General features: G+C 67.7%; 16 protein-coding genes and 5 pseudogenes. 14 read left to right on the forward strand and 7 right to left on the reverse strand.

Features of this window, described 5'->3' with window-relative positions; translation table 11 throughout:
• The 5 genes and pseudogenes from x551_RS04560 to x551_RS04580 form a co-directional block, all read right to left on the reverse strand.
• Positions 1-388 (reverse strand): ACP S-malonyltransferase (locus tag x551_RS04560; RefSeq protein WP_036247686.1); only part of this gene is annotated, 388 nt, incomplete at its 3' end.
• Positions 389-440: 52 nt separating this feature from the next.
• Positions 441-1,438: pseudogene (locus x551_RS04565) on the reverse strand (beta-ketoacyl-ACP synthase III).
• Positions 1,435-2,541, reverse strand: a complete 1,107-nt coding sequence (plsX, locus tag x551_RS04570) for a phosphate acyltransferase PlsX (protein ID WP_051495574.1) — start codon at positions 2,539-2,541, stop codon at positions 1,435-1,437. Before plsX ends, x551_RS04565 begins: the two are co-directional and overlap by 4 nt.
• Positions 2,542-2,750: 209 nt before the next feature.
• The gene (gene rpmF, locus x551_RS04575) at positions 2,751-2,933 is read right to left on the reverse strand and encodes a 50S ribosomal protein L32 (RefSeq protein WP_011828234.1); all 183 of its coding nucleotides are present in this window, start codon (positions 2,931-2,933) and stop codon (positions 2,751-2,753) included.
• Positions 2,934-3,118: 185 nt separating this feature from the next.
• On the reverse strand, positions 3,119-3,682 hold the full coding sequence (locus x551_RS04580) for a DUF177 domain-containing protein (protein WP_036230365.1): 564 nt from the start codon (positions 3,680-3,682) through the stop codon (positions 3,119-3,121).
• A 39-nt stretch (positions 3,683-3,721) separates the two neighbouring features.
• On the opposite strand from x551_RS04580, the gene x551_RS04585 reads away from it, so the two are divergent.
• On the forward strand, positions 3,722-4,330 hold the full coding sequence (locus x551_RS04585; RefSeq protein WP_036247669.1) for a Maf family nucleotide pyrophosphatase: 609 nt from the start codon (positions 3,722-3,724) through the stop codon (positions 4,328-4,330).
• Positions 4,327-5,094, forward strand: coding sequence for an SAM-dependent methyltransferase (locus tag x551_RS04590; protein WP_036247671.1), 768 nt, complete (start codon positions 4,327-4,329; stop codon positions 5,092-5,094). The genes x551_RS04585 and x551_RS04590 overlap by 4 nt, the downstream gene beginning before the upstream one ends.
• Before the next feature lie 8 nt (positions 5,095-5,102).
• Here x551_RS04590 and x551_RS04595 read toward each other — a convergent pair.
• Both x551_RS04595 and x551_RS04600 read right to left on the reverse strand, forming a co-directional pair.
• Positions 5,103-6,568 (reverse strand): annotated as a pseudogene (locus x551_RS04595) (DEAD/DEAH box helicase).
• 45 nt (positions 6,569-6,613) lie between these two features.
• Complete coding sequence (locus x551_RS04600) at positions 6,614-7,708, reverse strand: glycosyltransferase (protein ID WP_036230367.1); 1,095 nt, start codon at positions 7,706-7,708, stop codon at positions 6,614-6,616.
• 86 nt (positions 7,709-7,794) lie between these two features.
• Between x551_RS04600 and x551_RS04605 the strand changes: the two are divergent.
• The 12 genes and pseudogenes from x551_RS04605 (at position 7,795) to x551_RS04660 (ending at position 19,727) form a co-directional block, all read left to right on the forward strand.
• A pseudogene (locus x551_RS04605) lies at positions 7,795-9,263 on the forward strand (mannose-1-phosphate guanylyltransferase/mannose-6-phosphate isomerase).
• Positions 9,260-10,332, forward strand: a pseudogene (rfbB, locus tag x551_RS04610) (dTDP-glucose 4,6-dehydratase). The pseudogenes x551_RS04605 and rfbB overlap by 4 nt, the downstream one beginning before the upstream one ends.
• Positions 10,329-11,225 carry a dTDP-4-dehydrorhamnose reductase gene (gene rfbD / locus x551_RS04615; protein WP_036230372.1) on the forward strand — a complete coding sequence of 299 codons (897 nt, stop codon included), beginning with the start codon at positions 10,329-10,331 and terminating at the stop codon, positions 11,223-11,225. Before rfbB ends, rfbD begins: the two are co-directional and overlap by 4 nt.
• 27 nt (positions 11,226-11,252) lie before the next feature.
• On the forward strand, positions 11,253-12,134 hold the full coding sequence (gene rfbA, locus x551_RS04620; RefSeq protein ID WP_036230376.1) for a glucose-1-phosphate thymidylyltransferase RfbA: 882 nt from the start codon (positions 11,253-11,255) through the stop codon (positions 12,132-12,134).
• On the forward strand, positions 12,134-12,685 hold the full coding sequence (rfbC, locus tag x551_RS04625) for a dTDP-4-dehydrorhamnose 3,5-epimerase (RefSeq protein WP_036230379.1): 552 nt from the start codon (positions 12,134-12,136) through the stop codon (positions 12,683-12,685). Before rfbA ends, rfbC begins: the two co-directional genes overlap by 1 nt.
• A gap of 26 nt (positions 12,686-12,711) precedes the next feature.
• Positions 12,712-13,641: a GDP-L-fucose synthase gene (locus x551_RS04630; protein ID WP_036230382.1), complete on the forward strand. Its 930-nt coding sequence runs from the start codon at positions 12,712-12,714 to the stop codon at positions 13,639-13,641.
• Positions 13,642-13,661: 20 nt separating this feature from the next.
• Positions 13,662-14,785: pseudogene (gene gmd / locus x551_RS04635) on the forward strand (GDP-mannose 4,6-dehydratase).
• Between the two features lie 82 nt (positions 14,786-14,867).
• Positions 14,868-15,230 carry a MarR family EPS-associated transcriptional regulator gene (locus x551_RS04640; protein WP_051495575.1) on the forward strand — a complete coding sequence of 121 codons (363 nt, stop codon included), beginning with the start codon at positions 14,868-14,870 and terminating at the stop codon, positions 15,228-15,230.
• Positions 15,227-16,039: an ABC transporter permease gene (locus tag x551_RS04645; RefSeq protein WP_051495576.1), complete on the forward strand. Its 813-nt coding sequence runs from the start codon at positions 15,227-15,229 to the stop codon at positions 16,037-16,039. The genes x551_RS04640 and x551_RS04645 overlap by 4 nt, the downstream gene beginning before the upstream one ends.
• A 9-nt stretch (positions 16,040-16,048) precedes the next feature.
• A complete protein-coding gene (locus x551_RS04650) occupies positions 16,049-16,846 on the forward strand; it encodes an ABC transporter ATP-binding protein (protein WP_081771212.1) in 798 nt (265 codons plus the stop codon).
• Positions 16,843-17,946, forward strand: coding sequence for a capsular biosynthesis protein (locus x551_RS04655; RefSeq protein ID WP_036230385.1), 1,104 nt, complete (start codon positions 16,843-16,845; stop codon positions 17,944-17,946). The genes x551_RS04650 and x551_RS04655 overlap by 4 nt, the downstream gene beginning before the upstream one ends.
• Before the next feature lie 8 nt (positions 17,947-17,954).
• Complete coding sequence (locus tag x551_RS04660; RefSeq protein WP_231497542.1) at positions 17,955-19,727, forward strand: polysaccharide biosynthesis/export family protein; 1,773 nt, start codon at positions 17,955-17,957, stop codon at positions 19,725-19,727.
• The last annotated feature ends 17 nt before the right edge of the window (positions 19,728-19,744 follow it).

Raw genomic sequence — 19,744 nt, forward strand, 5'->3', positions numbered from 1 at the left:
CGCCGGCGCCGACCGGCACCGCGTCCTGCATCGCCTGCGCCCGCAGCCGGACCAGCGGCACCGCGTCCGCCAAGCTCAGCACGCCGGCCGCCACCAGGGCGCTGTACTCGCCCAGCGAGTGCCCAGCCACGATCGACGGCGACCGGCCGGTCTCGGCCAGCCAGGCGCGGTAGCAGGCGATGCTGGCTGCGAGCATCACCGGCTGGGTGTTCGAGGTGAGATCCAGTGCCTCCTTCGGACCCGACCGGATCAGCGCGACCAGATCCTCGCCGAGCGCCTGCGAGGCTTCGGCCAGGGTCTCGCCCACGACCGGGTGATCGCCCCAGGCGTCGAGCATGCCGACGGTCTGGGAGCCCTGGCCGGGAAAGACAAATGCGAATGCTGACATCGAGAACTTCCCAATCTTCTTATGGCTTCTGGCCGGGCGGGCCCGGCGCCGATCACAGGTCGAGCAGCACCGCGCCCCAGGTGAAGCCGCCGCCCACGCCTTCGAGCATCACCGTGTCGCCCGGCTTGACCCGGCCGCTGCGCACCGCGTGGTCCAGCGCCAGCGGCACCGAGGCGGCCGACGTATTGCCGTGCTCGTCGACGGTCACGACCAGCTTCTCCAGCGGCAGCTTCAGCTTCTTGGCCGTGCCCTGCATGATGCGGATGTTGGCCTGGTGCGGAATCAGCCAGTCGACGTCCGCCTCCTGGCGGCCGGCCTTGGCCAGCACCGCGCGCGCCGCCTCGTCGAGCACCCGGACGGCGAGCTTGAACACCGCCTGTCCGTCCATCTTGAGCAGCGGATCGCCGGTGACGTGGCCGCCAGCTACCGTGCCCGGCACGCACAGGATGCCCACATGGCTGCCGTCGGCATGCAGCTCGGTCGCCAGGATGCCCGGCGTGTCGCTGGCCTCCAGCACCACGCACCGGCACCGTCGCCGAACAGCACGCAGGTGGTGCGATCCTTGAAATCGAGGATGCGGGAGAACACCTCGGCACCGATCACGAGCGCCCTGCTGGCGGCGCCCGTGCGGATCATGGCATCGGCCACCGACAGCGCATAGACGAAGCCGGAACACACCGCCTGCAGGTCGAAGGCCGGGCAGCCGGCGATACCGAGCTTGTGCTGCACGATGCAGGCCGTCGAGGGGAAGACCATGTCGGGCGTGGAGGTCGCCACGATGATCAGGTCGATCTCGGCCGCCTGCCGCCCTGCTGCCTCGAGTGCATGGCGAGCGGCTTCGACGGCCAGGTCGCTGCAGGCGACGTCGGGCGCCGCGAAGTGGCGTGCGCGGATACCGGTGCGCTCGACGATCCATTCATCGGAGGTCTCGACGCCGCTCTGAGCCAGTTCGGCGGCGAGCTGGGCGTTGGTCAGGCGACGCGGCGGCAGGTAGCTGCCGGTGCCGGTGATGCGCGCGTAGCGAGGAAGGGAAGAGGCAGAGGGGGTCATGCGGCTTCGGGCACCTGACCGTCCGGCGCGCCCACATCGGCCGGCAGGGCCTGCAGCGTCGCGCTGATGCGGTCGTGGACCCGATCGAGCAGTCGGTTTCGCGCGGCATCATAAGCCCGGTTGAGCGCCTGCTCGAAAGCAAAGGCATCGGCCGAACCGTGGCTCTTGAACACCAGGCCGCGCAGGCCGAGCAGCGCCGCACCGTTGTAGCGGCGGTGGTCGACCCGGTTCTTGAAGTGCCTGAGCACGGGCAACGCCACCAGCGCTGCCAGCTTGCTGTACCAGCTGCGGGTGAACTCCTGGCGAATGAAGCTCGACAGCATCGAGGCCAGGCCTTCGGCCGTCTTCAGCGCCACATTGCCGACGAAACCGTCGCACACGACGATGTCGGTGCGGCCGGTGAAGATGTCGTTGCCCTCAACGTTGCCGACGAAGTTGAGCTGGCCGCCGGCGGCTGCGGCGCGCAGCAATTCGCCGGCGCGCTTGATGGTCTCGCTGCCCTTGATCGCCTCTTCGCCGATGTTCAGCAGGCCGACGCTTGGGTTCGCCTTGCCCTCGACGGCGGCCACCAGCGCGCTGCCCATCACCGCGAACTGCAGCAGGTGTTCGGCCGTGCAGTCGACGTTGGCGCCGAGATCGAGCACGGTGGTGTGACCATCGAGCTGGTTCGGCATCACGGTAGCGATCGCCGGGCGATCGATGCCGTCGAGTGTCTTGAGCACATAGCGCGCCACGGCCATCAGCGCCCCCGTGTTGCCCGCAGAGACACAGGCCTGCGCCGCCGCCACGCCATCGACCGGCTTGACCTGGCTGATCGCGACGCGCAGCGACGAGTCGCGCTTGCGCCGGAGGGCCACCTCGACGGGGTCGTCCATCGCGACCACCTCGCTCGCCGACACCAGCGTGCAGCGCTCCCAGCCGTCCGCCGGCGCCAGCGCCTCGGGGCGTCCGACGAGCAACAGCTCGGCGCCGGGATGGGCCGCCAGGAAGGCCCGACAGGCCGGTAGCGTGACCGAAGGACCATGGTCGCCGCCCATGCAGTCGACGGCCAGGCGCACCGTGGCAGACCGGGCCTCGGCAGCGGAAGCGAGCGGGTCGTTCATGGTGTCGACGGAGCGGAGGCGGGCCTTGGCCGGGTCACAGGCGACACGCTAAGCCTTGCGCGGAGCGGTGGCAAGTGACGCGCGAAGCAGCGCTTGCACGTTGCCGCCGAACCAACGACAACGCCCGGCCGCCTTCAATCAGGCATGCCGGGCGCGTTGCGAAGCAGGATGACGCTGCCCGGCCGCACGAGGCGCCGGGCCGCACCGATTCAGGCATCCGCCTTGGTCTTCAGCACCTTGCGGCCGCGGTAGAAACCGGTCGCGCTGATGTGGTGGCGCAGATGGGTTTCACCGGTGGTCGGCTCGATCGCCAGGCCCGGGGTGTTCAGGGCGTTGTGCGAGCGGTGCATGCCGCGCTTCGATGGGGACTTCTTGTTCTGTTGAACGGCCATGAGGGGCTCCTGGGTCTTGCGTGCCCGGCGACCAGACGCCGGGCGCTGCCGTGGCACCCCCGGATCGACCGGAGCACCTTGGCGGATGGTCCATGCCGGAGCGCCATGCGCCGGCAGCTTTCATGCCGGGCAAACCCGGCAGAAATATAAAACAGCCCGCGAGTATACCCGGAACGTCGGCCGGGTCAGTGGCCGGCCTTGGGCGTCTTGAGTGCCTGGAGCACGGCGAACGGGTTCTCCTTCGCGGGCGCCACGGGCTCGGCGGCCAAGACATCGCCGGGAACGACCAGCGGCTCGGGACAACGATCGTGCCGCGGCACCACCGGCAATGACAGCAGGAACTCGTCCTCGACGAGTTCGCGCAGGTCCAGCGCCCGGGTCAGTTCGAGCACATCGTCCTCGCTGTCGGCGTCGAGGGCGGCAGCGGCATCCTCGGTCGCCACGAACTGGAACCACCGATCGCAGTCCAGCGCGACCTCGACCGGCGCCAGACAACGCTGGCACTGCAGTCGGACTGACGTGCGGGCCTGCAAGTGCATCCAGACCTCCGGGCTGCCACCCGTGCGCCGACGCTGCTCGCCCCGGGCGGCCCAGACGACCTCGTCGCCGGCGGCCGGCGGCGCCTCGGCATGAGCGCTGGCCGCCAAACGCTCCAGCGTCGTCAGCGACCACGTACCCGACAAGCTGGCCGCGTCCGCCGCCAGGCCGGCGACGTTCAGGCGCAAGGGATTCTGTTCGCTCGGTTTCATCGCGCCCGGAGTTTATGCGCCGCACCGACAATGGCGCCCATGACCCCCACGCCGCCGCCTCGCCTGATCCTCGGCTCCACCTCACGCTACCGGCGCGAGCTGTTGATGCGCCTGCGCGTGCCCTTCGAGGTGGACAGTCCGCGCGTCGACGAGACGCCCCTCGCCGGCGAAGCCCCTGCCGCGCTGGCCGAGCGCCTGGCGCTCGCCAAGGCACGCGAGGTGGCGGCGCGCCATGCCGACGCGGTCGTGATCGGCTCCGATCAGGTGGCTGACCTGGACGGCACGCCGATCGGCAAGCCCGGCGGGCACCAGCGCGCAGTCGAGCAACTGCGTTCGATGAGTGGCCGCACCGTGGTCTTCCAGACGGCGCTGGCGGTGGTGCGACCGGCCACCGGCTTCGAGCGACTGCTGCGCGTGCCGGTAGCAGTGCGTTTCAGGACGCTGGGCGACGCGGAGATCGAGGCTTACCTGCGCGCGGAACAGCCCTACGACTGCGCTGGCAGCGCCAAGTCCGAAGGCCTGGGGATCGCGTTGCTCGACGCGATCGAATCCGACGACCCGACCGCCCTGATCGGCCTGCCGCTGATCGCCACCGTCAAGCTGCTGCGCGAGGCCGGGCTCGACGTGCTGTCGCGGAGCCAGGGATGAAGGGCCGACTGATCCTGGTGCCGAACACCCTGGACTTCGGCACACTGACCGGCAGCCTGCCCCCGCCCGATCTCCACGAGGTGCTGCCGCAGGGCGTGATCGACGCCGCAGCCCGGTTGCAGTACTGGGTGTGCGAGAACGCCAAGTCGACCCGCGCCTTCCTGAAGCGCGTGGACGGCATCACGCCGCTGGCGCAGCCGCTGCAAACCCTGGAGATCCGTGAACTGCCGCGATCGCCGAAAGGCCGCCACGCGGCCGAGCCGGCCGATCTGCGGGCACTGCTGGCCCCCGCGCTCGATGGCCACGACATCGGGCTGATCAGCGAAGCCGGCCTGCCCGCCGTTGCCGACCCTGGCGCCGCTCTGGTAGCGGCCGCGCATGCGGCCGACGTGAGCGTGCAGCCCTTGCCTGGCCCGACCTCGCTGCTGCTGGCGCTGGCCGCCAGCGGCCTGAACGGCCAGAGCTTCGCCTTCGTCGGCTACGTGCCGCAGGAAGCCGGCGCGCAGGCCCAGCGGCTGAAGGAGTTGGAGGCGCTGTCACGCCGTCTCGGCCAGACGCAGCTGATGATCGAGACCCCCTACCGCAATGGCGCCCTGCTCCGGGCGCTGCTCAGTGCGCTTGCGCCGGACACCTGGTTGAGCGTCAGTTGCGGCCTGACCCTACCGGGCGGCTGGACCCGCAGTGCACGGGTGGCGCAGTGGCGCCAGCGCCCGATGGAACTGCCGGCCGACGTGCCGGCGGTGTTCGCCTTGCTGGCAGGCTGATCGCCGCCTTATTTGCCGCCTAGCAAGGACGCCACGCGCTTCTTGGCCTTGATGTAGCGCGACAGCCCGCTGCTGGGCGTCGACGCCTGGGCGGCCGACTTCTCCCACACGGGCTCGATGCCGGCCTGGGCCTCGTAGGCTGGCTGAAGAACGGATCGGAGGGCGCTGCCGGCGGGGTGGGGCGCCGCGCCGGCGCAGGCCGATCGCCAGCAGCGGCAGCGCTGATCCGGCGCCCGTCGTCCTCGCGGCGCATGCCGTCGCGCTCGCCGTCGTCACGCCGCGGCGCACGGCGAGGACGGTCGTCCTCGAGTTCGAGCGCCTCGATATCGAGCTTCTTCTTGATCAGCTTCTCGATGTCGGACACCAGCCGGGCATCGTCGCGCGACACCAGCGTGATCGCCAGGCCCGAGGCCCCGGCGCGGCCGGTGCGGCCGATGCGGTGCACGTAATCCTCGGCGTTGAAGGGCACGTCGAAATTGAACACCGCCGGCAGGTCGGCGATGTCGAGGCCGCGTGCGGCCACATCGGTGGCCACCAGCAAGTCCACCTCGCCGGCCTTGAACGCGGCCAGGGCCTTCAGGCGCTCGTCCTGGGACTTGTCGCCGTGCAGGGCCTGGGTGCGCAGGCCGTCGCGCTCGAAGGCGCGCGCCAGGCGCGCCGCGCCCAGCTTGGAATTGACGAAGACGATGCTCTGCGTGATGGCCCGCGTGCGCAGCAGTTGCTTCACGGCGTTGCGCTTGTCGTCGTCCTCGACACGGTAGAAGCGCTGCTCGACCGTCGACGCCGTGGCATTGGGCCGCGCCGTCTCGACCAGGATCGGGTCCTGCAGGTAGCTGTTGGCCAGCTTCTTGATCTCGGGCGAGAAAGTGGCCGAGAACAGCAGCGTCTGCCGGCTCTTGGGCAGGTAGCTCAGGATGCGCTGCAGATCGGGCAGGAAGCCGATGTCGAGCATGCGGTCGGCCTCATCGAGCACCACGTACTCCACCTGGCTGAGCGAGCAGTTCTTGGCCTCGATGTGGTCGAGCAGCCGCCCCGGCGTCGCGATCAGTACCTCGACGCCGCGCTTCAATTCGGCCGTCTGCGGCTTCATGTCGATGCCGCCGAACACGACCGTGGCGCGCAGCTGGGTGTGCTTGGAGTAGGTCTTGACGTTGTTGGCAACCTGGTCCGCCAGCTCACGCGTCGGGGCCAGCACCAGGGCCCGCACCGGGTGGCGGGCCGGCGACGTGCTGCTGCTCTCGTGCTTGAGCATCTTCTGCAGCAGGGGCAGCGAGAAGGCCGCCGTCTTGCCGGTGCCGGTCTGCGCGGCGCCCATGACGTCGCGGCCGGCCAGCACGAGTGGAATCGCCTTGGCCTGGATCGGAGTCATCAGCAGGTAACCGGATTCGGCCACCGCGCGGAGCAGCTTCGGATCGAGCGCGAGGGTGTCGAAACGGGCGGGCGGCGCCTCGGCCGGCAGGGCCGGTGACGCCATCGTGAGATCGTCTTGCATTGACCGCCATTATCGGCCAGCCGGGTTTCAGCGTCTCAGAACCAGCCAGCGGGGGGCCTTGAAGCGCACGATCATCCCGTACAGCAGGGTGTACGACAGTCCGAACAACAGGATGAAGATGCCCAGGACTCGAGAGTTGTCCCAGAACAGCACGCTGGGCGCCACCGCCAGCATGCACAGCAGCCACAGGTAGGGCGCGGTCATGGAATTGCGCCGCGTCAGCGCGGCCGCGTCGCGGCTGCCGACGGCCCAGCGCAGCAGGCGCCGATAAATCAGGCTGTGCAGGTGGACGCCGTCGGGAATGCCCACGCCGCGCCCGCGGACCACCCGGCGCCGGTACATCGAGAACAGGGTCTCGAACACCGGGTAGATGGCCATCAGCAGCGGGAACAGCGGCGACACCTCGGGGTTGCGGTGCAGCAGCAGGATGCTGAGTTCGGACAGGTAGAAGCCCAGGAAATAGGCGCCGCCGTCGCCCAGGAAGATCAGTCCGGCCGGGAAGTTCCAGACGAAGAAGCCCAGCACGGCCCCGGCGCCGGCCAGCGCCAGCAGCGCGATGGTGCTGTCGCCCACCTGGTTGGCCACATAGGTGATGGCCAGCATCATCATCATCACGCACATCGATGCCAGCCCGTTGAAGCCGTCGATGATGTTGATGGCATTGGCAATGCCCGTCACCGTGAAGATCGCGAGAAAGGCCGCACCGATCGTGAACGACGCGACCCAGTCCAGCCCCCACAGGTCGGTGCGCGTGATGGTCCCGCCGAGCAACAACACCCCCAGCAGCGCAGCGGCCGCCGTCGCCAGCAGGCGCCAGGTGGCCGAGACACGCTTGGTCACGTCTTCGGCCAGGCCTGCGGCAAAGGCCGGCAGGCCGCACAGCAGCAACCAGACGGCATAGTGCGCAGGCTCGCCGCCGCGCATCCACCACAGCAGCGTGGCCGTGAACAGCAGCCCGCCGACGATGCCGATCCCACCCACCCGCGGCACGGAGCGTGCATGGAATTTCTGCGGGCCGCCCTGGTCCGGATCGGCGGAGAACCGGGCATGAGTGCGGTTCGAGCGGACCACCAGCAAGGTCAGGATGGCCGACGCGGCGAACGCGCAGAGAAACAGAAGCATCGGGGCAGTTTACCGAGCGCGCACATCCGGACCCCTCGAGGCGCGCCGCTATAGTGGGACTGCGCTTGCCCCTCACTTTTGCCACCATGCATCACATCACGCCTGTCGTCCTCGCCGGCGGCTCCGGCACGCGGCTCTGGCCACTCAGCCGCGCGCTCTACCCTAAGCAGTTCCTGGCCCTGTCCGGTACGTCGACCCTGTTCCAGCAGGCCTGCCTGAGGTTGGCCGCCCTGGCCGACCCGCACACGACCATCGCCGCGCCGCTGGTGGTCGGCAACGAGGAACACCGGTTCATGCTGCTGGAGCAGTTGCGCGAGATCGGCACGAGACAATCAACCGTGCTGCTCGAGCCCATCGGTCGCAACACGGCGCCCGCCCTTACCCTGGCCGCGCTCGCCAGCCGCGCCGCCCACGGCGACGACAGCATCCTCGTCGTCACGCCGGCGGACCAGACCGTGACCGACGGCCCGGCCTTCACACGCGCCCTGCGGCAGGCGGTGGCCGCCGCGGCCGACGGCAGCCTCGTCACGCTCGGCATCGTGCCCGACCGCCCGGAAACCGGCTTCGGCTACATCCACAGCGAAGACACCGGAGCGGTGCGGCGCGTCAAGGCCTTCGTCGAGAAGCCCGATCGGGCCACCGCCGAGCGCTACCTCGCCGACGGCGGCTATGCCTGGAACAGCGGCATGTTCGTGCTGCGTGCTTCGGTGTGGCTGGCCGCGCTGGCGCATTTCCGGCCGGACATTGCCCAGGCCACCGAAGCCGCTTGGGCCGGCCGCAGCACCGACGCGAGCTTCGTGCGGCCCGACAAGGCCGCCTTCGCGGCCATCCCCGGTGAATCGATCGACTACGCGGTGATGGAGCCCTGCCCGGCCGACGCGGCCAGCGGCTTCAGTGTGAAGATGGTGCCGCTGGACGCCGGCTGGAGCGACCTCGGGGCCTGGGACGCGGTGTGGCAGGTCAGCGAGCGCGATGCCCAGGGCAATGCCTCGCACGGCGACGCGCTGATCGAGGACAGCCGCAACACGCTGGTCCACGCGACCAGCCGGCTGGTCGGCGCCATCGGCCTCGACGACGTGATCATCGTGGAAACGCCGGACGCGGTGCTCGTGACCGATCGCTCGCGCAGCCAGCAGGTCAAGCAGATCGTCGCCAGCCTCCAGCGCGAGGGCCGCAACGAGGGCACGCTGCATCGGCGCGTCCACCGGCCCTGGGCTGGTACGACAGCGTGGACGCAGGCGCCCGGTTTCAGGTGAAGCGCATCCTGGTCAAGCCCGGCGCCACGCTGAGCCTGCAGATGCACCACCACCGCGCCGAACACTGGATCGTCGTCTCGGGGACGGCGGAAGTGACCTGTGGCGAGAGCAAGAGACTGCTGACCGAGAACCAAAGCACCTACATTCCGCTCGGGGAAGTGCACCGGCTGGCGAATCCGGGCTCGATCCCCCTCGAGATCATCGAGGTGCAGTCCGGCAGCTATCTCGGTGAGGACGACATCGTGCGCTTCTCTGACACCTACGGCAGAGCGGACGGAGTCGGCACGGACCGCAAATGATCCTCGTGACCGGCGGTGCCGGTTTCATCGGCAGCAACTTCGTTCTCGACTGGATCGCATCGACCGACGAGCCGGTCGTCAACCTCGACGTCCTCTCCTACTCCGGCAACCTGCGCAATCTCGCCTCGTTGCAAGGGAATGCCCGGCATGTCTTCGTGCGCGGCGACATCCGCGATCGGCCGTTGCTCGACCGGCTGCTGGCCGACCACCAGCCCGGGCGATCGTTCATCTGGCCGCAGAAAGCCATGTCGATCGGTCTATCCACGGGCCCGGGGCCTTCTTGCACACCAATGTCGAAGGCTCGTTCGTGCTGCTCGAAGCCGCGCGCGCGTACTGGTCCGGATTGGCCGCCGGCAGGCGGGAATCGTTCCGCTTCCTCCACGTCAGCACCGACGAGGTGTTCGGCTCGCTCGAGCCCGGGGCACCGGCCTTCACCGAAACACACGCCTACGATCCGAGCAGCCCCTACGCGGCCAGCAAGGCCGCCAGCGACCACCTCGCCCGAGCCTGGCATTGCACCTACGATCTGCCGGTGGTGACGTCGAACTGTTCGAACAACTACGGGCCCTACCATTTCCCCGAGAAACTGATCCCGCTGACGATCGTCAATGCGCTCGCCGGCCAGACACTGCCGGTCTACGGCGATGGCCTGCAGATCCGCGATTGGCTGCACGTCGGCGACCACTGCCGGGCGCTCCGTACCGTGCTCGAACGAGGCCGTGTCGGCGAGACCTACAACATCGGCGGAGGGAGCGAGTTCGCCAACATCGACACCGTGCGGCGCGTGTGCGCGCTGCTCGACGAACTGCAGCCCGATCCCGCCGGCCCGTACGAACGCCTGATCCGCCTGGTCGCCGACCGTCCCGGTCATGACCGGCGCTACGCGATCGACACCCGCAAGATCGAACGGGAGCTGGGCTGGCGGCCGACCGAAACCTTCGAGACGGGGCTCCGCAAGACGGTCCAGTGGTACCTCGCTCATGCCGGCTGGGTGCGCGAGGTGCAAAGCGGCAGCTACCGCGACTGGGTGGCACAGAACTACGCCACGCGAACCCCAGGCCCCGCATGAGGATCCTGCTGCTCGGCAAGAACGGCCAGGTGGGCTGGGAGCTCCAGCGCGCGCTCGCCCCCCTCGGCGAACTGCTCGCGCTGGCGCGCGACAGCGCGCCACTCGCGGCCGATCTCGGCTGCCCCGAGGCCTTGGTGGCGACGGTGCGCCACGTGCGCCCGGACATCATCGTGAATGCAGCGGCCTACACCGCCGTCGACCGGGCCGAGCGCGAGCCGGCGCTCGCGCGAGCCGTCAACGCCATCGCGCCCGCGGTGCTGGCCCGCGAGGCAACGATGCTGAATGCAACCCTGGTGCACTTCAGCACCGACCACGTGTTCGACGGCTCGGGCAGTGCGCCGCGTGACGAGAACGCCTTGCCCGCGCCGCTCAACGTCTACGGCGCCACCAAGCTCGAGGGGGAGCAGGCCATCCGCGCCAGCGGCTGCCGCCACCTGATCCTGCGCACCAGCTGGATTCATGCAGCACGCGGCAGCAACTTTGCGAAGACCGTGCTGTGCCTGGGCGCCGAACGCGAGTGGCTCGAGGTCGTCGACGACCAGATCGGCGCCCCCACCGGCGCCGACCTGCTGGCCGACGTCACCGCGCACGCGCTGCGGGCGCTTCGACAGCAAGCCTCGCTCGCCGGCACCTACCACGTGGCCGCCAGCGGCGAGACCAGCCGGCATGGCTACGCCCGCTTCCTCATCGAGCGGGCGCGCATGCACGGGCACCCGCTGAAACTGACAGCAGAGGCTCTCCGCGCGGTCCCCGACAGCGCCTGTCCGGCGCCGGCTCGACGGCCGCTCAATTCGCGCCTCGACACCGGCAGGCTGCAAGCCTGTTTCGGCCTCCATCTTCCGCCCTGGCAGGACGGCGTCGACCGCCTGCTGATCGAACTGCTGGGGCGCTGACGGCCGCTGGCCGACCGCGGAACATCCATGCATCGAAAAGGCATCCTCCTCGCCGGCGGAACCGGCACCCGGCTGCACCCGGCGACGCTGGCCCTCAGCAAGCAGCTGCTGCCGGTGTACGACAAGCCGATGGTGTACTACCCCCTCACCACGCTGATGCTGGCCGGCATCCGCGACATCCTCGTCATCAGCACACCGCAGGATCTCTCCCGCTTCGAAGCGCTGCTCGGCGACGGTGCGCGCTGGGGCCTGAGCCTCCGCTACGGCGTGCAGCCCAGTCCGGACGGATTGGCGCAGGCCTTCACGCTCGGGCGCGACTTCATCGCGGGCGCGCCGAGTGCGCTGGTGCTCGGTGACAACATCTTCCATGGCCATGACCTCCAGCGCCTGCTGGTCCGCGCTGCAGCGCGGCCGGCCGGGGCCACCGTCTTCGCCTGTCACGTGCAGGACCCGGAGCGCTACGGCGTGGTGGAGTTCGACGCGCAGCGCCGTGCCATCCGCATCGAGGAGAAGCCGCAAGCGCCGAAGAGCGGCTACGCCGTGACCGGCCTGTACTTCTACGACGAGCAGGTCTGCGACATCGTCGCCGGGCTGCGGCCGAGCGCGCGCGGCGAGCTGGAGATCACCGACGTCAACACGCACTACCTGCGTGCGGGCCGGCTCGAGGTGGAGATCCTGGGACGCGGGTATGCCTGGCTGGACACCGGCACCCCCGACAGCCTGCTCGATGCCGGCCAGTTCATCGCCACGCTCGAGAAGCGCCAGGGCCTGAAGGTGGCCTGCCCCGAGGAAGTGGCCTTCCGCGCCGGCTGGATCGATGCCGGGCAACTCGAGGCGCTGGCGTCCCCGATGCTGAAGAACGGCTACGGCCAATATCTGCTGCGTGTGCTGCGGGAAAAGGTCTACTGATGAAGGCGATCCCGACAGCCCTACCCGAAGTGTTGCTGTTCGAGCCGGAGGTGTTCCGTGACGCACGGGGGTTCGTCACGGAGGTCTTCCACCAGCAGGCCTTCGAAACAGCGCTAGGCCAGGCCGTGAACTTCGTGCTGGACGTTCACTCCCGCTCGCAGCGCGGCGTGTTGCGCGGGCTGCACTACCAACTGCCGCCCTGTGCACAGGGCAAGCTGCTGCGGGTGATCGCCGGCCGGGTGTTCGACGTCGTCGTCGATGTGCGCCGCAGCAGTCCGAACTTCCGGCGCTGGCTCGGCGTCGAGCTGACCGCCGAAAGGCCGCAGCTGCTGTGGATTCCGCCGGGATTCGCGCACGGCTTCCTTGCGCTCAGCGAAACGGCCGAGGTCTCGTACCGGACGACGAGCTACTACGCCCCCGGGGCCGAGGGCGCGGTGCGCTGGGACGATCCCGAGATCGGCATCGAATGGCCGCCGATGGACAGTCCCCCTACACTTTCGGCCCGTGACGCTCAGGCTCCCGGGCTCGCAGAGGCGCCGGTCTTCGACTGACGCCAACCCTCCACGACCGCAGGTCCATGAACAAGAACACGCGCATCTTCGTTGCCGGCCACCGCGGCATGGTGGGGTCGGCGATCGTGCGCCGGTTGCAGGCGGCGGGCTACACCAGCGTCCTCACGGCCTCGCGCGAGCAGCTGGACCTGCTGGACCAGCGCGCCGTCCACGCGTTCCTGGCGGAACATCGGCCCGAGTACTGCGTGGTGGCCGCGGCCAAGGTCGGTGGCATCGCCGCCAACGACCGGTACCGCGCCGACTTCCTGTACGAGAACCTCCTGATCGAGGCCAACCTCATCCACGGTGCCCACCTGGCCGGCGTGCAGCAGCTGCTGTTCCTCGGCTCGAGCTGCATCTACCCGCGCGACTGCCCGCAGCCGATTCGGGAAGACTCCCTGCTGACCGGCCCGCTCGAAGCAACCAACGAACCGTATGCGATCGCCAAGATCGCCGGCATCAAGCTGTGCGAGAGCTACAACCGCCAGCACGGTCGCCAGTACGTCAGCGCGATGCCAACCAACCTGTACGGCCCCAACGACAACTACGACCTGGCGACCAGCCATGTGCTGCCGGCCCTGCTGCGCAAGGCGCACGAGGCCCGGCTGCGCGGCGACGGCGAACTGGTGGTCTGGGGCAGCGGGACGCCACGGCGCGAGTTCCTGTACGTGGACGACCTGGCCGACGCCTGCGTCCACCTGATGGAGCTGGGATACGACGGCCCGATCGTCAACGTGGGCTGCGGCACGGACCTCACCATCCGCGAACTCGCCGAGACGGTGATGCGCGTGGTCGGCTTCGAGGGCCGCATCGTCTTCGACAGCAGCAAACCCGACGGCACGCCGCGCAAGCTGCTCGATGTCTCGCGCCTCACGGCGCTTGGATGGCGCGCGAAGGTTCCGCTCGAGGCGGGGCTCCGCCTCGCCTACGCGGCGGCACCGTTCGCGCAGCCCTGATGAACCCTGGGAAGAACGACATGGCCGACCCCAAGAAGACTGCTTTGATCACCGGCGTGACCGGGCAGGACGGCGCCTACCTGTCCGAGCTGCTGCTCGACAAGGGCTACGACGTGCACGGCATCAAGCGACGCGCCAGCCTGTTCAACACCGACCGCATCGACCACCTGTACCAGGACCCGCATGTGGACCACCAGCGCTTCACGCTGCACTACGGCGACCTGACGGACAGCACCAACCTGATCCGCATCATCCAGCAGGTGCAACCCGACGAGATCTACAACCTAGCGGCCATGAGCCACGTGGCGGTGAGCTTCGAGACGCCGGAGTACACCGCCAATGCCGACGGCATCGGCACGCTGCGCCTGCTGGAGGCCATCCGCATCCTCGGCCTCGAGAAGAAGACTCGCTTCTACCAGGCCAGCACCAGCGAGCTCTACGGGCTGGTCCAGGAAACACCGCAGAAGGAAACCACACCGTTCTACCCGCGCAGCCCGTATGCCGTGGCGAAGATGTACGCCTACTGGATCACGGTGAACTACCGCGAGGCTTACGGGCTGTATGCCTGCAACGGCATCCTGTTCAACCACGAGAGCCCGCTGCGTGGCGAGACCTTCGTCACCCGCAAGATCACGCGGGCGGTGGCGCGCATCGCCCTGGGGCTGCAGGATTGCCTGTACCTGGGCAACCTGAGTTCGCTGCGCGACTGGGGACACGCCCGCGACTACGTCGAGATGCAATGGCTGATGCTGCAGCAGCCTCAGCCCGAAGACTTCGTCATCGCCACCGGCGTGCAGTACAGCGTGCGGCAGTTCGTGGAGCTGGCCGCGGCCGAACTCGGCATCCGGCTGGCCTTCACCGGCCAGGGCGAGCAGGAGATCGGCACCGTCACGGCGGTGGACGACGCGCGCGCTCAATGCAAGGTGGGCGACGTGATCGTGCGGGTCGACCCGCGCTACTTCCGGCCTACCGAGGTCGAGACGCTGCTGGGCGATCCCAGCAAGGCCAAGGCCAAGCTGGCTGGCAACCGACCACGACGCTGCCGGAGCTGGTGAGGGAGATGGTCGAGGCCGACTACGCCTCAGCCCAACGCGACAATCTGGTCCGGCGGGCAGGCTTCCGAGCCTACGACTACCGGGAATGACGACGGCACCTCGTCGACAGTGTGGGCCGACCAGTTTTGGTGCACGGCTACACTCGGCGTTCACCCCGTGAACAGGCCCAGCATGTCACACGTCATTGCCGTCAACGCACCGGATGCGGATGCGGCACACCTGCAAGTCCTGCGCGTCCTGGAACGGCAACCCGCGCTCTCGCAGCGTGAACTGTCCGCGGCATTGGGGCTGAGCCTGGGGAAGACGCACTACCTGCTGCGCGCCTTGCTGGACCGCGGCCTGGTCAAGGCGAGCAACTTCAGGCGCAGCGACCGCAAGCTGGCGTATGCCTATCTGCTGACGCCGGCCGGGCTGCGCGAAAAGCTTCGACTGACCCGGCGCTTTCTGTCGCGCAAGGAAGCCGAGTTCGAGCAGTTGCAGAAGACGATCGCGGCCTTGCGCCATGAACTGAATGCCGAGGAGTCTCGCCCTTGAACACCGGGCTGACGGCATCCGCAGCGCCGGGCAAACGCACGCCCTGGCAGATTCAGCGCGCAGTGCTGTTCGCGCTGCTCCAGCGCGACCTGAAGGCGCGTTTCGGCGGGCGCTGGCTGGGCGGCATCTGGACGCTCTTCGAGCCGCTGGCCCACGTGATCATCCTGATGCTGCTGTTCGGCTATTTGCGGAACCGCGTCGTGCCGGGCATTCCATTTCCGCTGTTTCTGGTGACCGGCCTGATTCCCTATCTGATCTTCCGAAACCTGGCGCTCCGATTGATGGGCGCCATGGATGGCAGTCGTGCTCTTTTCGGCTATCGCCAGGTCAAGCCGATCGACGTGCTGATTGCACGTGCCGGCATGGAAGTACTGATCTACAGCGTGCTTTTCGTGGTGTTCCTCGTTGCGCTGGGTTGGGCGGGCTTTCAATGGTTTCCGGACCGCCCGTTGCACCTCGCCGTTGCGAGCGTCGTATTGATCGTTTTCGGATTCGGACTCGGCTTAACTCTGACGGTGCTGACAGACGACTGGCCGCAGTTGCGCGTTTTCATTCGCCTGATGTTCATGCCCTTGTACTTCCTGTCAGGAGTGATGTTCCCGCTCCACTCGCTGCCGGCCGACTTTCTGCCCTGGCTACTGTGGAACCCGCTTTTGCATCTGATCGAGACTCACCGTGGCGCCTTCGTTGATCACTACCGCGTCATCGAACAAGTCAACTTGTCCTATCCAGCGGCAGTATCCCTAGTGACACTGGCACTGAGTCTGGCGCTGTACCGCGTCCGCCGTTTCCGGCTGCTGGCCCGTTAAGTCATCCCAATGATCGAGCTGCGCCACGTCACCAAGTCTTATCCGACGCCCCACGGGAGGCGCTATGTCTTCCGCGACCTGAATTTTCGATTTCCCGACGACGCCAGCATCGGCCTGATCGGTCCCAACGGCGCGGGCAAGTCCACGCTCATGCGACTGCTCGGCGGCATCGAAGCACCCGACCAGGGCAAGGTGATCAGCGACGTGAACATTTCCTGGCCCGTGGGCCTTTCCGGGGGCATGCAAGGAACCTTGAGCGGCCGGGACAATGTGCGTTTCGTCTGCCGCGTGTACGGTGCCGTGGGCAAGTCTATGCAGTCGAAGATCACCGAGGTGGAAGCCTTCGCCGAGATCGGCGAGTATTTCGACCTGCCGGTCAAGTCGTATTCGTCCGGCATGCGCTCACGCCTCGCCTTCGGGCTGAGCATGGCCTTCGACTTCGACTACTACCTGATCGACGAGGTGATGTCCGTCGGCGATGCACAGTTCCGTGCGAAGTGCCAGGTGGCATTCCGCAGCCGACTGGAGCGATCGAAGCTGATCCTCGTGTCGCACAACATGCGGGACATCCGAGAATGGTGCGACGTGGTCGTTCTGATCAAGAAAGGCAGCGCCACCCTTTACGAGGATGTGGAGGCCGGCATCCTGGCTTACCAAGGCCCGGTCGACGAAGCAGCGGTCCGCCGAGCAGCCAAGATAAAGCGTGATGCACGAGCAGCTCGCGCCGCAGCGCAGGCATCGAGCGCGGTTTCCGCAGCGCCACAACTCGACGTTATTTCCTCGAACCCGACAGAAGCATCCGCATGAACCAATTGTTGTCGCTCAATCCGCGACGCCTGAAGCTGCTGTTGATCGTGCTGCCTCTGGTTCTGGCAGCGCTGTACTACGGCCTGTTCGCTGCCGACCGCTACGTCAGCGAATCCATCATCACGGTCCGTCAGGCGAACCAGGAGCAGTCACCCATTCCCGGTGTGGCGCTGATGCTGGCCGGCGTCAATCCACCGTCCCGTGAAGAAACGCTCTACCTGCAGCAGTACATCCACTCTCTCGATCTGCTGAAGCGGCTCGATGCGCAGCTGGGCTTGCGGGCCCACTACGAGGCAGAGAAGGCCGATCTGCTGTTCCGGCTTTACGGGAGCCACAGCCAAGAGGAGTTTCTCGACTACTACCGCAACCGCATCGAGGTTCACTTCGACGACCTCACCTCATTGCTCACGGTGCGCGTGCAGGGATTCGAACCGGAGTTCGCGCAGAAGCTGAACGCCGCCATCCTGGAGGACAGTGAGCGCTTCGTGAATGCCTTCTCGCAGCGCATGGCGCGTGAGCAGATGGGCTTCTCCGAGACGGAACTCGAGCGTGCCGCCACGCGGCTGCAGAAGGCCAAGACCGATGTGCTGGCCTTCCAGACCAAGCACAAGCTGCTGGATCCGGTGGCACAGGCCCAGGCCAGCGGCGCACTCACGGCAGAGTTGCAGGCGGGACTCGCGCGCCAGGAAACCGAGCTGCGCAATGCGCTCACCTACCTCAACAACAACAGTTACCAGGTCAAGGCGCTGCGCAGCCAACTCGACGCCGCCCGCGCGCAGCTCGAAGTGGAGCGACTTCGCGCCACCTCCGGACGCAGCGGGGAACGCCTGAACCGGCTGGCCGCCGACTTCCAGGAATTGATCTTGCAGGCCGGCTTTGCGGAAGACTCCTACAAGGTGGCGCTGGCATCGGTGGAGAACTCGAGGATCGACGCTGCCCGCAAGATCAAGAGCCTGGTCGTCATCGAGCCGCCCTCCTTGCCCGAGACGGCCATCTACCCGCGACGCATCTACAACCTGGTGACGCTGCTGGTCGTGAGCCTGCTGCTCTATGGCATCGTCCGGCTCGTGATCGCAACGATACGCGAGCATCTTGACTGAGACCGCGCATGCACAAGAATCTACTCATGAACTACAGCGGTCGGGCCTTCCAGTCATGGAGGGCAGCTCTCGCACGGGCGGCAGGCATGCTGGCGCTGGCGCTGCTGCCCGTGTGCCTGCCGGTACCGGCAAGCGCCCAGCAAACCTTCAACGACCCGCTGAACCTGGGCCCGCGAGGGCTCACCGAGATCCCCGATTTCCCAAGGCCTGCGCAGCCGGCTGCCTCCGCAGCTTCGGCGCCGGCCAGTGCACCGTCTCTGCCAGGAGGCCCCTTGCCGCCGGATCCCTACACGGCGCTGAAACCCATCGTCTTCGGCTCGCAGATCTTCACCGGCCGCTTCGGGGGCCAGGCCTTCACCGGCTTCAATCCCGACTACCAGATCGCGGTGGGTGACCGCGTCCACATCCGCATGTGGGGCGCCTTCAACTACGAAGCCACCCAGACCGTCGATGCCCAGGGCAATGTGTTCGTCCCCAACGTCGGCCCGATCAGCGTGCTCGGCGTGCGCAATGTCGACCTGAACAAGCAGGTCGAGACTCAGGTCAAGCGCACCTTCCGCTCCAACGTCGGCCTGTACGCGACCCTCGAAGCCGCCCAGCCCGTCAAGATTTACGTCACCGGCTTCGTGCGGGCCCCGGGGCTCTACAGCGGCTTGTCGTCGGACTCCGTGCTGGCCTACCTGGACCGTGCGGGCGGCATCGATCCCGACCGCGGCAGCTACCTCGAGGTGGACGTGCTGCGTGGCGGCCAGCCGCGCGCCAAGGTCAACCTCTACCGCTTCCTGCTCGACGGGCAGATTGCACCGCTCCAGCTGCAGGACGGCGACACCATCGTCGCCTCGCCGCGGAAGCACACCGTGCAGGTGGGCGGGGAAGTGCTCAACCCTTACATCTTCGAGTTCGGCCAGGCCCAGGTGAGCGGCAACGAACTGCTGGCCGTGGCCCGCCCGCGCCCAGGGGCCACGCACTTGAGCATCGTGCGCAAGGTGGGCGCCGAGCGGCGCAGCGAATACCACGCTCTGGCCGAAGCCTCACGGGTCACCATTCAGGACGGCGATGAAGTTACGGTCACGTCGGACAAATACCCCGGCACGATCCTTGTGCGCATCGACGGCGCGCACCTCGGCGAACGGACGCTGGTGCTGCCTTATGGCGCCCACCTGAAGGATGCGCTCGCTCGCCTGAAGCCGGCGCCGCAGGCTCGGGTCGAAGCGCTGCAGCTGTTCCGGCGCTCAGTGGCAGCACGGCAGAAGGAACTCATGGAATCCTCGCTGCGCAGCCTGGAAACCTATGCGCTGACCGCACGCTCGGCCACCAGCGAGGAAGCCGCGCTCCGTGGTCGCGAGGGCCAGCAGATCCTGGAATTCATCGAACGGGCGCGCAAGATCGAGCCTCGCGGGCAGGTGATCCTGGCGCAGGGCACAGCGGCCGGCGACACCCTGCTCGAAGACGGCGACATCATTCGCGTGCCCGAGCGCAGCAACCTGGTGCTGGTGAGCGGCGAGGTGCTGTTTCCGAACGCGCTGGTCTACGACAGCCGGGCCAATGCCACCGATTACATCAACCGCGCCGGGGGCTACACCCAGGGCGCCGACGAAGCCAAGCTTATCGTCATGCGCCAGGACGGCAGCATTGCCGAGGGCAAGCGCGCAGCACTGCAGCCAGGCGACGAGATCATGGTGCTGCCGAAGATCGAGACCAAGAGTGTGGAGCTGACGCGCGGCATCACGCAGATCATCTACCAGATTGCGATTGCAGCGAAGGTGTTGCTCGATCTGTAGCTTGCTGTCGTCCGCGA

The sequence above is a fragment of the Methylibium sp. T29 genome (assembly GCF_000576205.1).
Taxonomy (GTDB): domain Bacteria; phylum Pseudomonadota; class Gammaproteobacteria; order Burkholderiales; family Burkholderiaceae_C; genus Methylibium; species Methylibium petroleiphilum.

Excerpts from the sequence above, each read along its gene's own strand:
- plsX (WP_051495574.1), bottom strand. The coding sequence starts at position 2,541 with ATGAACGACCCGCTCGCTTCCGCTGCCGAGGCCCGGTCTGCCACGGTG.
- rpmF (WP_011828234.1), bottom strand. The coding sequence starts at position 2,933 with ATGGCCGTTCAACAGAACAAGAAGTCCCCATCGAAGCGCGGCATGCAC.
- x551_RS04580 (WP_036230365.1), bottom strand. The coding sequence starts at position 3,682 with ATGAAACCGAGCGAACAGAATCCCTTGCGCCTGAACGTCGCCGGCCTG.
- x551_RS04585 (WP_036247669.1), top strand. The coding sequence starts at position 3,722 with ATGACCCCCACGCCGCCGCCTCGCCTGATCCTCGGCTCCACCTCACGC.
- x551_RS04590 (WP_036247671.1), top strand. The coding sequence starts at position 4,327 with ATGAAGGGCCGACTGATCCTGGTGCCGAACACCCTGGACTTCGGCACA.
- x551_RS04600 (WP_036230367.1), bottom strand. The coding sequence starts at position 7,708 with ATGCTTCTGTTTCTCTGCGCGTTCGCCGCGTCGGCCATCCTGACCTTG.
- rfbD (WP_036230372.1), top strand. The coding sequence starts at position 10,329 with ATGAGGATCCTGCTGCTCGGCAAGAACGGCCAGGTGGGCTGGGAGCTC.
- rfbA (WP_036230376.1), top strand. The coding sequence starts at position 11,253 with ATGCATCGAAAAGGCATCCTCCTCGCCGGCGGAACCGGCACCCGGCTG.
- rfbC (WP_036230379.1), top strand. The coding sequence starts at position 12,134 with ATGAAGGCGATCCCGACAGCCCTACCCGAAGTGTTGCTGTTCGAGCCG.
- x551_RS04630 (WP_036230382.1), top strand. The coding sequence starts at position 12,712 with ATGAACAAGAACACGCGCATCTTCGTTGCCGGCCACCGCGGCATGGTG.
- x551_RS04640 (WP_051495575.1), top strand. The coding sequence starts at position 14,868 with ATGTCACACGTCATTGCCGTCAACGCACCGGATGCGGATGCGGCACAC.
- x551_RS04650 (WP_081771212.1), top strand. The coding sequence starts at position 16,049 with ATGATCGAGCTGCGCCACGTCACCAAGTCTTATCCGACGCCCCACGGG.
- x551_RS04655 (WP_036230385.1), top strand. The coding sequence starts at position 16,843 with ATGAACCAATTGTTGTCGCTCAATCCGCGACGCCTGAAGCTGCTGTTG.
- x551_RS04660 (WP_231497542.1), top strand. The coding sequence starts at position 17,955 with ATGCACAAGAATCTACTCATGAACTACAGCGGTCGGGCCTTCCAGTCA.